The following is a 13,344-nucleotide window of genomic DNA, read 5'->3' as shown; positions in this document are numbered from 1 at the left end:
ATCCTAAATCCTAAATCCTAAATCCTAAATCCTAAATCCTAAATCCTAAATCCTAAATCCTAAATCCTAAATCCTAAATCCTAAATCCTAAATCCTAAATTTTCGATTTATGATAAAATAAGTACTAGTTTTTACCTGTGTAGTGAGAAATTTACGTGGAAATTAATCCGTATTTAAATAAGCTTAAAGATCTAACAGACCGTGGTCAAACACTACGGGGGTATCTTTGACTACGATCTTAAAAAAGAGCGTTTAGAAGAAGTTCTACGTGAATTAGAAGATCCTGCGATTTGGAACGACCAAAAGCGCGCACAGGCAATGGCCAAAGAAAAGGGTGATTTAGAAAACGTTCTGAACGTGTTAGACAACCTTGCAGAACAAATTGAAGATGCCAAAGCGATGCTTGATTTGGCGGTAGAAGTAGAAGATGAAAGCTTACTGAGCGATGTAGAAGCCGAGTTAGACAGTGCAGAAGAAGCACTTGCTAAACTTGAGTTCCGTCGTATGTTTAGTAACCCGATGGATCCAAACCCATGCTATGTAGAAGTACAAGCAGGTTCTGGTGGTACAGAAGCACAAGATTGGGCATCAATGCTATTACGTATGTATATGCGTTGGATTGAGCGTCATGGGTTTAAAGCAGAACTGATGGAAGTTTCAGACGGTGATGTGGCAGGCATTAAATCTGCAACCATTCGTGTAGAAGGTGAGTATGCCTTTGGTTGGTTGCGTACCGAAACAGGCGTGCATCGTTTAGTACGTAAATCGCCATTTGACAGCGGTAACCGCCGTCATACTTCATTTAGTGCTGTGTTTGTATCGCCTGAAGTTGATGACAATATTGAAATTGAAATTAACCCTGCTGATGTGCGTACAGATACTTACCGTGCCTCGGGTGCAGGTGGTCAGCACATCAACAAAACTGACTCTGCGGTACGTTTAACTCACGCGCCAACAGGTATTGTGGTGGCATGTCAAAACCAACGTTCGCAACATGCCAACCGTGACCACGCGTGGAAACAGTTACGTGCAAAATTGTACGAGCTTGAAATGAACAAGCGTAATGAAGCTGCACAAGCCTTAGAAGAGAGTAAATCTGATATTGGTTGGGGGAGTCAAATTCGTTCTTATGTACTTGATGACTCACGTATCAAAGACTTACGTACAGGCGTAGAAAATTCAAATACGGGCGCTGTTTTAGATGGCGATCTTGATAAATTTATTGAGGCAAGTTTAAAACAAGGGCTGTAAATTTTTAAAGAAGCACAGTAAATCGTAAATATACGATACAAATATTGACAAAAAACGATATTAATATCGTAAATTTTAGATATAATGATTTTGTATTGATGATGATTGCTGTGCTGCTTCTGACTCACTGATGTATCAAAATGATGAATATTGACGTAATTAGTAAAGCGTTAGCCAATCCGTTACGCCGTCAAATTTTGCAATGGATTAAACACCCCGAGCAATATTTTGATGCAGAACAATGTGCAGATGGCTTTCGGCGAGGGGTTTGTGCAGGACAGATTGAGCGACTTGGAAAAGTGGCACAATCCACCATGTCTAACCATTTGTCTGTGTTACAAAACGCAGGTTTAATCAGCGCGCAAAAGTACGGACAATGGTCTTACTTTTCAAGAAATGAAGCACTCATTCAGCAGTACATACAACATTTACAAACAACACTCTAGCCATTTGTGCAGGGTGTAAGTGAGGGAATATGGCTGAGCTCAACACACCTTTAACAATAGGTGATCTACAATTAAAAAACCGTTTGGTAATGGCACCACTTACCCGTGCACGCAGTAATCCTGAACGTGTCCCAACCGATTTAATGGTGAAATATTACCAACAACGTGCCAATGCAGGCTTAATTTTAACAGAAGCGACGGTGATTAGCCCTAAAGCTGTAGGTTATGCCAATACGCCTGGGCTTTGGAACAAAACTCAAGCACAAGCATGGACAAAAATTATTGATGCGGTGCATGCACAAAATACTAAAATTGTGGCACAGCTTTGGCATGTGGGACGTGTGTCTGACCCTGAACTTTTAGATGGCGACTTACCTGTTGCACCCAGTGCGATTGCACCTCAAGGACACGTCAAAATTTTACGTCCACAACGTGCATATACGACACCGCATGCTTTAACATTAGAAGAAATTAAAACAATTATTGAGCAATATAAAACATCTGCACAACTTGCTAAAGAGGCAGGTTTTGACGGTGTAGAACTACATGCTGCAAATGGTTATCTTATTGATGAGTTTTTACAAAGTACAACCAATGTGCGTGATGACGAGTATGGTGGTTCAGTAGAAAATCGTGCGCGTTTATTGCTTGAAGTGGTAGATGAATTTATTGCCATTTGGGGTGCAGGGCGTGTAGGTGTACATTTATCACCGCGTGGTGATGCTGAAGATATGGGCGATGCTAATCCATTAGAAACGTTTGGTTATGTGATGGAGCAACTGAGTAAACGTGATGTTGCATTTGTATTTGTACGTGAATACAAAGCTGAAGACAGCATTAGCCCCCAACTACGTGAAAAATTTAATGGTGCGTGGATTGCTAATGAAGGTCTAACCACTGAGTCAGCAAAAACACTATTGGCAGAAAACAAAGCAGATGCAGTTGCCTTTGGTAAAGCATTTATTGCTAATCCAGATTTATTATATCGTTTAGAGAACAACTTACCTTGGAACGAACCAGACCCAAGCACGTTCTATGCACTGACCGATGATTTGGAGAAAGGTTATACCGATTATCCTGCTCTTCAAAAGTAAAATTAAGCCCTCAACAGAGGGTTTTTTTCATAGAACCGTCAAAAACCTACGCTACATTGAAGCATCATAAAAATAAGCGAGGGTTGATGATGATTAAAAAAATGGGGGCATGTTTAGGCATGACATCATTAGTGGCATGTTTGGGTTTTTCGGCACATGCAGAGTTAAATAAAAATATTATTGTGATTGGGCATCGCGGAGCAAGCGCACTGCGTCCTGAGCACACGTTAGCCTCTTATCAACAAGCCATGGACGATGGGGCAGATTTTATAGAACCTGATTTAGTGGCAACCAAAGACGGTGTTTTAGTGGCACGGCATGAAAACGAAATTGGTGGAACAACTAATATTAGTACCTTGCTACAATTTAAAGATAAGCAAACCACGAAAGTAATTGATGGTAAAACGATACAAGGATGGTTTACCGAAGACTTAACCTTTAAGGAGTTACAACAAGTAAAAGCCCGAGAGCGTATTCCAAAAATTCGCCCGCAAAATACACAATATAATGATCAATATGCAGTGCCAACGCTTGATCAAATTATTGATTTAGCCGAAGCAAATTATAAAAAAACAGGTAAAGTTGTTGGACTATACATTGAAACTAAGCATCCAACCTATTTTCAGCAACAGCATTTAGCGCTTGAAGATCGTTTACTTAAGACCTTATCACAGCATCAATATAGCCAAAAAATTGCACCCATCTACTTACAGTCTTTTGAGGTAAGTAATTTAAAATATATGCGTCAAAAAATTAAACAATATGGCTTAGCGCATGTGTTACTCATCCAATTATATGATGAGCCTAATATGCAACCTGCTGATACCGTTGTACAAGGGCAAAAAACGACCTATGCAGATATGGCAACGGCTCAAGGTCTTAAACAAGTGAAACAGTATGCCGATGGGGTTGGACCTTATAAAACCTATATCCGCAGTAATAACTCGTTTGTACATGATGCGCATCAAGTTGGCTTAAAAATTCATCCTTATACGTTTAGACCTGAAAATAATTTTTTACCCCAAACAGATCAGTGTAGTCAGCAACCATCGCAACGTTGTGAAGCAGGATCGCTTAAAGAAATACAGCGTTATTTACAGCTAGGAATTGATGGATTTTTTACGGATGATCCAAAAATTGGGCGTAAGGCTGTAAAGGCTTTTCAGGCATCATAAAGGTCACTCTCATCCTATTTAAAATCTAATTTTAGATGTGATCTTAAGCATTTAAATTCAATAAAATCTGCTTAAGGTCTTTATTTTAAAATAAAATCATAAATAAGACTGAGGTTAGGTAATTTTGTACTTTAAGTGAAATAGAGTGCACATAAATATTATTTTCTAAATATACAGCAACTTAAATAATAGATAAGAAATGACGTTAAATTTTGATTTGGTTTACTTATAGACCAATACATATGCCAATAAAATTTTCTTTCTCTCATTGAAATTAATTTTTTATTTTAATTGATGTTTACGTCTTATTTTTTGATTGAGCAATATTAGAAGTGATGTGTTCCTTAAGATAACTAAATGCTTGTTATTTTATGCATAATTGATGTGAAAGGTTACAATTTTATATTCAAGAAAATGAGGTTTGATTTATAATCTTGATCAGATGTGTGATTTGCTGATTGATATAGGATTAACCTTTGCAACCTCCTATTTGGTATGATGTTTTACTAACGCTTTTAAAACCGCTTTATGTGTGGCGTATTCGTCAACGTGCTGAAAATTCAAATGGGTTACAGCTTGAAATGAGCCAACGTTTTGGCCCTTTTTTAGCACCTAAAAATACACAAGCGATTTGGTTTCATGCAGTTTCAGTAGGTGAGACCAATGCTGCACAACCTTTAGTTGAACATTATTTAAAACAAGGTTTTCCTGTATTACTTACCAATACCACTAAAACAGGACAAGCACGAGCAAAGACATTATTTGAACAGCAATATCCTGATTTATTTCAGGCAGTTTTTTTACCTGTTGATCAAAAAAAGAAAATAAAAGCCTTTGTAAGATTGTATCAACCTAAAATTTTATTATTGATGGAAACAGAGCTTTGGGCGAATTTACTTGCAAATGTGCCTACGCCTAAACTTTTGCTTAATGCACGGTTATCCGAAAAATCTGCAAACGGTTACGCAAAAATTAAGTCGTTGACCCGACCGATGTTGCACAGCCTAGATTGGATTGCCACACAAGACCAAGCCACTTTTGAGCGTTTTAAACAGTTGGGTAAAAATCCAAAGCAAATGAGTATTGTGGGGAATATTAAATTTGATATTCATGCACCTCAATCATTTTTGGATGAAGCAGAACGGCTTAAAACCTTATGGCAGTTACAACATCGTAAAATTATTGTATTTGCAAGTACACATGCGCCCGAAGAGCAACAGCTTCTTGTCACGTTAAAATCTGCTTTGATGCAAGATCCAAATTTGTTGTGTATTGTGGTACCTCGTCATCCTGAACGGTTTGATGCAGTGTTTGAAATTGCGCAACAATTAGAGTTAAAGACGCATCGTCGTAGCTTAAAACAAGAAATTACGACTGATACACAAGTGTACTTAGCTGATAGTATGGGCGAGTTATGGTTGTGGTATGCCTTAGCACATGTGGCATTTGTAGGTGGTTCTTTAAATACACCAGGGGGTGGGCATAATATTTTAGAGCCTATTTCGTTGGGTGTGCCAACGATAGTTGGAAAAAATTACTTCAACTTTCAAGCGATTGTTGATTATTTTATGGCAGAAGATGCCGTTAAGATCGCACAGGACGTACAAGACGTTGTACATAAAATATTACAGTTGGTAGATAACCCAACAGAGCGACTGCTCATTGCACAAAAAGCCAAAGATATTATGCAAAATAATAAAGGTTCTTTGAAACAACATACTCAACTGATTGACCGTTTCTTGATATGAATATTGTGTTATTAGAGCCACAGTCTGTGCTAGATATATGGTCAATTACAGAAGAAAGACAACTTGTACATTTGCATACCCATTTAAAAGTGCAAGTGGGAGATACACTTAAAGTTGGGTTTAAAAATGCAAAACGTTATTTGGTTAAAGTTGTTCATGTTGAACCACATTTAATTCAGGTTGAGCCATTATATGAAGAAAGTGTCCCAAACAAATTACCCATTCATTTAGTGGTGGCATTGCCTCGTCCTAAAGTATTGCGCCGTTTAATTATGGACAGTGTCAGTATGGGCGTAAACCGTATCAGCTTAATTCATAGTTATCGTGTAGATAAAAGTTATTGGCAAAGCCCTTTTTTAAACCAATTAGATGAATACATAACATTAGGTTTAGAGCAGGCAGGCGATACGGTTTTTCCTGATATTCAGTTTTATAAACGTTTTAAACCTTTTGTTGAAGATGTTTTATCTACATTTGAACAACCAAGTTATGTAGCACATCCTTATGCAACTATGACTATGCCAAGACACATGAGTGAGCCTTGTACTGTTGTGATTGGTCCTGAAGGTGGTTTTATTGATTATGAAATTGAACTTTTGAAACAAAATGGTTGCCAAGCAGTGACTTTGGGTGATCGAATTTTAAGAACAGAAACGGCAATTTCTTATGTGCTTGGGCGGTTAGGATAAATTATAATATATATTAAATTTATTTTATAAAAATAATAGGATGTGCTAGATGCTTTCATGTGAGAATCAGCAAATATGGATTAATCAAATTCAAAATAGTGATATTGAGTTTGTAACACTAGATACAGGTCGTTTAAGTTTGTATTTAAAAAACTCTAAAGGGAAAATCCAAATTGAGACGCCAACTTTTACAGATTTGATTAATTCAGTAGAGTTTTTTATAGAAACAACACCATTTGATTTCAAAATATATTTAAATTTTTTTAAAAAAATAAATACTTTGTTTTCAAAATTATATCGTCAAGGTTATTTGCATAAAACTTTTACTGAAAAAGTAATTTTACCTCATTATTTTTATAATGCAGATGTAAATAAATATTCTCCAAAATGGATAAAAAAGCCCAATCTAAATTTAAGGGATCAAGATAAAGAGAGAATAAAAATACTTATGTTTTGTATTCGTTGTATGGGGCCACATGAATATTATGATGCTGATAGGATTGAATATTTAGATTATGTAAAAGAACTAGATAAAGATTTCTATTACACATTGATATCCAATAGTGACCCTGAACTTGAAATAGAGGTAATTGAAACTAAAAATGAATATTTTAAAGCAATAAGTAATAATGTTTTAGCAAGTGTAGAAATTATTGCTTTTGAATATAATGTTAAAAATTATAAAGCGATCTTAAGTTATTTAAATCAACTATTTAAAAATGGTTTCACAAAAAACCATAGTTTAAAATTTGAAGTTTTGGATATTTTGAATCAAGAAAAATTAGGTATTTCACAATTACCCGATTGTGGTGGCAATCGTTTATTTAACAGTGCTGCGGGTTTTCATGAATTGCATGAAGATATTCTATCCTATATTGAAATTATAGGTAGTGAACATAGATACCTACACGTTAATTATGATACTTATCTTGTTGAAGCAAATAGTTTTGCGGTATTTTCACTTGTACTTGAAGACTTTAAGTATATAAATGTTTTTAAAGATTTTGCAAAGAAAATAGATATTTATCATAGTATTTTACAAAACTCTATTCCAACTATTTTATTAAACCGTCAGGGTGTAACGAATAAATCTGTAAGAATTTATTTTCAAATGTTCGAAGTCTTATTAGAAAATGAAAATTTTGATACTACTAAATTTGCAGATTTTTTTATCTATTTTAATAATGTAGGGTCGATGGAAATTTTATTAGAAGAATTAAATAAATATAAGGAAGATGAACATAGTATTCTATCAGTAGAAGAAATAATGATCTGTGTATTGGGACAACATTATTGTGGTTATGTAGAAGATTGGGTACAGGACAAATATGCAATAGAGTGTTTAAGAACACCTAAAATGATAAATTTGTATCGAAAGCTTGGCCTATGATTTTTTTAAAATCAAAGAAGCACAAAATGTGCTTCTTTGATTTTGATAATTAAACTTTAGGCGCTTCTAAAGCAGGTTGCTCGGTAGGACGTGCAATTTGTTCTGTAATTGGATATGGAATACTGATTGAGTGATTTGCAAATGCAATTACAACCAATTCCTGAATTTCACTTGTAGAGCCTAAAATACTCGCTTCAGTGGTATCAATCCACCAACGTACATTCAGCGTAATTGAACTGTCTGCAAGTGCCGTAACATTTACAGAGAAAGCAGGTTGGCTGAGTACACTACGATTTTCATTTAGAATTTTAAGTACAATATCTTTTGCTTTTTGTACGTCATCATCATAGCCAATGCCCACGTTAAAGTCACAACGGCGCTGTGTATACGCTGTTACAACTGTAATGGAGCTGGTATAAACTGTTGCGTTTGGAATCACTAAACGGCGACCATCATAAGAACGTAAAAAGGTTGCACGAATCTGAATATCTTCTACAGTACCTTCTAAGCCGTTACATACAATCGCATCACCAATACGGAAAGGTTCACTAAGTAAAATTAAAATACCAGAAAGTAAGTTTTGAAAAATATCTTTAAATGCAAAACCAATGGCAACAGAGCCGACCCCTAAGGCACTCATAAGCTGACCCGGAGTAAAACCTGGAATGGCAATCACCAATGCAATTAAAAACCCAAAAAAGACAATGAGTGTACTGCCCACACGGTTTAAAACAAGAACAAGGTTTTGGCGTGTATAAGAGCGGTTTGATAAGGCACGAACAACAAAGGCTTTAAATAATTTAGACAGCAGATAAAAAATGAAAAAAACGACAATCGCAATACACAAGTACGGTAAGCGTTGCCAAAAGGTATCCATAATTTTATCAATAGTGCTATAGGCATCATGATATTTATGACTGGTTTGAACGACGTTTTCGCCTGCCTTTTGAATAAAGTTGCCCGTATTTTGCGCGACATCATGAAGTGTCGAGGATTGCTGTTGTTCTGCCACTGTGCCTTTCTCTTGAATTAAAAATGTTATTTTGCCTGAATGCCTTAAAAATTTTAACCGTAATCCTGCAAATAGTACAAAGCATTAAAATAAAGCTACAAAAAGCACCGTTTAAAATAAATTCCTGTAAGATTGCACTTCATGGATTGAACACCGCCATATTGCGAAGATACGTATGAATATATTAATTGTTGATGACCATCCTTTATTTCGTCATGCTTTAATTCAAGCAATACGGCAAGGTTTACCGCATGCCAATATCCAAGAAACGGCAGCCGTAAATGAGTTATACAGCGTATTAGAAAGTGGCGCAGAGCCAGATTTAGTTTTGCTTGATTTAAATTTACCCGGTGCATCAGGTTTTTCGGCATTGGTGCATGTGCGTGCACAATATCCTGCTTTACCCATTATTGTAGTTTCTGCGCATGAAGAAGTGTCTATTATTCAGCGTGCCATTGCGCATGGTGCAATGGGCTATATTCCAAAATCGGCACATCCAAACGACATTAGCCAAGCCATTGAACAGGTATTAGAGGGTGATATTTGGTTACCTAAAAATCTACCGCATCACCTAAATTTTGATGCCCGTGCAGCTGATGAAACTGCGTTAGCAGAGCGTATTCAATCTTTAACGCCACAGCAATTTAGAGTATTGATGATGGTGGCAGAAGGGCTGCTTAATAAGCAAATTGCATACGAGCTTGAGGTGTCGGAAGCGACGATCAAAGCGCACGTCACAGCAATTTTTAGAAAACTTGGGGTACAAAACCGTACCCAAGCAGTTCTTGCTATTGGTGCACTTAATATTGATGAGCAAAAAATCTAGATTTTAAGCCCTGATAACCACGCACGCATTGAAGCAGGTTTGAGGGGTTTTTTGAGTAACATCACATTCATGCCTTTCAATTTTTGAGGTAAATCTGGGTCTGAATCTGCGGTAATGAGTGCAACAGGAATATGTGCAGAGCGATATTTCTCAATAAAATCAAGACCACGTTTTTCTAAATTTAAATGTTGGTCAATCATCCAAATTTGAATCTTTTCTTGATCAATGATCTGTTTAGCATCCTCAGGTTCACGTGCTTTAAATACCTTGTAGCCCCATTTTGTAAGTAGCGTCGTCATACCTTCTAAAATGGTTTCATCGTTATCTAAACACAGTACGTTATATTGAGTTTGTTGCATCATGACAGGTTGTGGTGTTGTTTTAGGCACTTTAGGTGCTTCTACAATCGGTACTTCAATCATAAAGCACGAGCCTTTATGTTTGGTTGAGTACACATTAACAGGGTAATCTAATAGATGTGTCATGCGTTTAACGATGGCAAGTCCTAATCCTAACCCTTGCTCACCCCAAGGTGAGGTATGTCCGCAACGTTCAAACTCTTGGAACAGTTTTGCTTTTTGTTCCTCATCAATACCCGGACCTGTATCCCAAATGCCAATACGAATATGTTGTGGTTTTTGTGCAGAACGTAATGTACCCACCACAATTTTACCTTGAGCTGTGTAACGTAACGCATTACTCACAAAATTTTGAATAATACGACGAATCCATTGTGGGTCTGTATCAATCCAAAAAGTAGCATCGTGTACTTTAAATTGAATACTACGCTGTGCAGCAATGGATTTAAATTGAAGTGCTAAGTCGCTGAGTAAATCATGTAATGGATATGACATTCGTTTAGGTTGAATAGTTCCACCTTCTAAACGTGCAATATCAAGTAAAGCGGAGAGCATACTTTCTGCTCCGTGTAGGGCGCGGTCTAGCTGTTCTAAGGTTTTTTTATCTTCTTCATTTTCAATACCTTGTTCTAATGCCGTACTAAATAAACGTGCTGCATGCATCGGTTGTAATAAATCGTGACTGGCTGCCGCAATAAATCGGCTTTTAGACATATTGGCTTGGTCGGCTTGTTCTCTTGCTTGTTTTTGTTCTTTTAATGCGGTGGCAAGCTGTTGGGTACGTTCGCTCACATGGGCTTCAAGTACAGCTTCGTTTTCCCTAAAGCTCGTAATATCTACAAATGTCGTTACAAAACCACCGCCTTCGATGGGGTTACCTTGCATTTGAATGACACGTCCATCTTTACGAATGCGCTCAAACTCTTGTTTGTTGCCCACTTGCATCCAACGAATACGACGTGCAACGTGTTCTTCTACAGCCCCTGGTCCATAGTCACCTCTTTCTGCGTTGTAACGTGTGAGATCCGCAATCGGACAACCCACATAGACTAAATCTTTTGGATAATCAAAAAGCTTTAAATATTGAGTGTTCCATGCGACCAAACACATGTTGGCATCTACCACACTTACCCCTTGTGTCATGTGGTCAATCATGGTCATTAATGAGTTTTGATTAAAGCGTTGCCACTGTGAGGCTTGGTCTAAAATGTTTGCCACTTGGGCAATACCAATCCCATTATTCACAAGTGCAGTTTTAAGTAAGGTACGAGCAGAAGCAGCACCAATCGTACCTGCCAAATATTGCTCGGTAAAACGTAACCACATGCTATTGGCAACACGGTTGGGGTAAAGCGTGAGATAATTTTCTTCACAAAAGTGGTCAAAGGCACGTTGTGTTGCCTGTTCACCTGTAATGCGTGTTGCTAAGGCAATTAAATCGCCAATTTTAAGTTTGGGACTATCAGATTGGAAATAGCCCATGTCTGCCATAATGTTTTGCGATGAACGTGGCGTATCGTAATAAAAAAAACTTTCTGCTTGGATTTGTTCTGCCACACTTGGGCGATAGAGTTTAGATACCCAAAAATAGGCAAGTGTATTTAAACCCAAAGACCACAGTACGCCGTGTGATAAAGGCGCAAGAGATTCTAGACCAAGTAATGCCTCAGGGCGTAAAGCCGAGATATTAAATAAGCCGTGATAGAGTAAGTTTTGCCCTGCTTGTGCATAGTGAGGTGGCAAGCTATGAATCACCATCGGTAAGATGAGGGTATATGCCCACATGACAAATCCAATAAATAAGCCTGCGTAAACCCCTTGGCGACTACCGCCACGCCAGTACAGTCCACCAATGAGAGCAGGAGCAAATTGTGCAACCGCGCTAAAGGCAATCAGTCCAAAAACAGACAGACGATCAATGCCATCAAAAAAATGGAAAAATAAAAAACCGAGTGACATTACCATTAAAATACAAAGACGTCTCACAATTTTAAGTACAAATGGTAAGCGTTGGTCATGCCGTGACAGTAGGTTGAGTTTCCATAAGGCAGGCATAATGAGGTCATTACTGAGCATAATAGAAAGTGCAACCGATGCTACCAACAGCATTCCTGTAGATGCCGAAAAACCACCTAAAAACGACAGCAGCGTGAGCCATTCGTGTTGATAGGTGATGGGCAAGCTAAGTACGGCAACATCGGGAATAGGTAAAATACTAGTGTTACTGTGCAATGCCCAACTGGCAATTGGAATAATGGCAAGTGCTGTAAGAAGTAAATAAAGCGAAAACCAACGCCGTGTGCCTTTAATATGACGTTCTTCTCTAAGTTCGACTACGGCAATATGAAATTGGCGAGGTAAGCAAATAATGGCTAAACCTGCTAAAAGTGTTTGAATCCAAAAGGTATCGGGGACGCCAAATTTTTGAACTTCTTGAAGTTGTTGTTTAATATCTTGTGTAATTTGTACAATGTTATGTGGTTGGTCAAATACAAAAAATAATGCTACTGCAATGAGCGCGACTAATTTTACAAATGACTCTAATGCCACAGCTAACATGAGTCCACCGTGTTGCTCGGTGCTTTCTGCTTGGCGCGTGCCAAATAGCATGGCAAGTAATGCCAAGATACCTGTAAGCACTAAAACTGTATTGGTGGTAAGACTTAGATGTAACGCGCTGTCATCGGGTAAAATAACAAGGGTACTTAGGGCAATCGCACGCAGTTGTAAGGCTAAATAGGGAATCGTTCCAATAACCGATAAAATAGTAACTAAAGCGGCTAACATGCCACTTTTACCGTAACGAGCGGCAATAAAATCGGCAATGGATGAAATAGAATGATGCTGACGAATGCGCCCGATTCTGCGCCAAATATCGTAACCTAACCATAAAAATAGTAAGGGACCTAAATAAATAGGTAAGTAGTTAATGCCTTGGCGTACGGCTGTGCCTGTTGCACCAAAAAATGTCCAAGACGAGCAGTAAACGCCAAGTGCCAAACTGAGCAAAAGCATGTGACGTTTGGGTGATAATGTTTTTGCGTATTTTTCGCCAAAAAAAGCACATCCAAAAAGGACTAAAATATAAACAGTGAGTATGCCAATAATAAGCCAGTTATTCATACAAAAAGTGGTCGTCCATGATGGGGGTATTGTACGCATTCTTGTGATGGGATGGGGTGTACGACAAAAACAATATTTTTAAAATGTTCTTTAAAGAAGCATATAAATGCGTTGTAGTGTTTGGAGTAGAAAAGTATTTCTATCACTTATTTAATTAATCAGTATGATATTTTTTGAATTTATAGCTAAGTTAATCATAAATAAGCGGTTGTTTTTAACATATATACTCCC

The 13,344-nt window shown here is 37.5% G+C and carries 10 protein-coding genes; 8 read left to right on the top strand and 2 right to left on the bottom strand.

Going from position 1 to position 13,344, the window contains the following annotated elements; translation table 11 throughout:
* Positions 1–155: 155 nt before the first annotated feature.
* From prfB to PCI70_RS03320, 7 genes are all read left to right on the top strand, one after another.
* Positions 156–1,251, top strand: a protein-coding gene (prfB, locus tag PCI70_RS03350) for a peptide chain release factor 2 (protein WP_269913932.1) whose coding sequence is annotated in 2 segments (ribosomal slippage) — positions 156–227 and positions 229–1,251 — 1,095 coding nt in all. Because the reading frame shifts where the segments join, the coding sequence is not laid out codon by codon here.
* Positions 1,252–1,394: 143 nt separating this feature from the next.
* Positions 1,395–1,697 carry an ArsR/SmtB family transcription factor gene (locus PCI70_RS03345; protein WP_269914000.1) on the top strand — a complete coding sequence of 101 codons (303 nt, stop codon included), beginning with the start codon at positions 1,395–1,397 and terminating at the stop codon, positions 1,695–1,697.
* 29 nt (positions 1,698–1,726) lie between these two features.
* Positions 1,727–2,791: an alkene reductase gene (locus PCI70_RS03340; RefSeq protein ID WP_269913931.1), complete on the top strand. Its 1,065-nt coding sequence runs from the start codon at positions 1,727–1,729 to the stop codon at positions 2,789–2,791.
* 89 nt (positions 2,792–2,880) lie between these two features.
* Positions 2,881–3,966, top strand: a complete 1,086-nt coding sequence (locus PCI70_RS03335; protein ID WP_269913999.1) for a glycerophosphodiester phosphodiesterase — start codon at positions 2,881–2,883, stop codon at positions 3,964–3,966.
* Between the two features lie 476 nt (positions 3,967–4,442).
* On the top strand, positions 4,443–5,714 hold the full coding sequence (locus PCI70_RS03330; RefSeq protein WP_269913930.1) for a 3-deoxy-D-manno-octulosonic acid transferase: 1,272 nt from the start codon (positions 4,443–4,445) through the stop codon (positions 5,712–5,714).
* Positions 5,711–6,403 (top strand): 16S rRNA (uracil(1498)-N(3))-methyltransferase, encoded by a 693-nt coding sequence (locus tag PCI70_RS03325; protein WP_269913929.1) that lies wholly within the window; start codon positions 5,711–5,713, stop codon positions 6,401–6,403. The genes PCI70_RS03330 and PCI70_RS03325 overlap by 4 nt, the downstream gene beginning before the upstream one ends.
* Before the next feature lie 49 nt (positions 6,404–6,452).
* A complete protein-coding gene (locus PCI70_RS03320; RefSeq protein ID WP_269913928.1) occupies positions 6,453–7,793 on the top strand; it encodes a DUF6138 family protein in 1,341 nt (446 codons plus the stop codon).
* 49 nt (positions 7,794–7,842) lie between these two features.
* On the opposite strand, the gene PCI70_RS03315 is transcribed toward PCI70_RS03320, so the two are convergent.
* Positions 7,843–8,805: a mechanosensitive ion channel family protein gene (locus tag PCI70_RS03315; RefSeq protein ID WP_269913927.1), complete on the bottom strand. Its 963-nt coding sequence runs from the start codon at positions 8,803–8,805 to the stop codon at positions 7,843–7,845.
* Between the two features lie 175 nt (positions 8,806–8,980).
* On the opposite strand from PCI70_RS03315, the gene PCI70_RS03310 reads away from it, so the two are divergent.
* Complete coding sequence (locus PCI70_RS03310; RefSeq protein WP_269913926.1) at positions 8,981–9,631, top strand: response regulator; 651 nt, start codon at positions 8,981–8,983, stop codon at positions 9,629–9,631.
* On the opposite strand, the gene PCI70_RS03305 is transcribed toward PCI70_RS03310, so the two are convergent.
* A complete protein-coding gene (locus PCI70_RS03305; protein ID WP_269913925.1) occupies positions 9,628–13,113 on the bottom strand; it encodes a hybrid sensor histidine kinase/response regulator in 3,486 nt (1,161 codons plus the stop codon). The two genes, PCI70_RS03310 and PCI70_RS03305, sit on opposite strands and share 4 nt — an antisense overlap.
* Positions 13,114–13,344: the final 231 nt, after the last annotated feature.

This window comes from Acinetobacter sp. HY1485 (genome assembly GCF_027568475.1).
Taxonomy (GTDB): domain Bacteria; phylum Pseudomonadota; class Gammaproteobacteria; order Pseudomonadales; family Moraxellaceae; genus Acinetobacter.
This window is presented reverse-complemented; position numbering and strand designations above follow the sequence as displayed.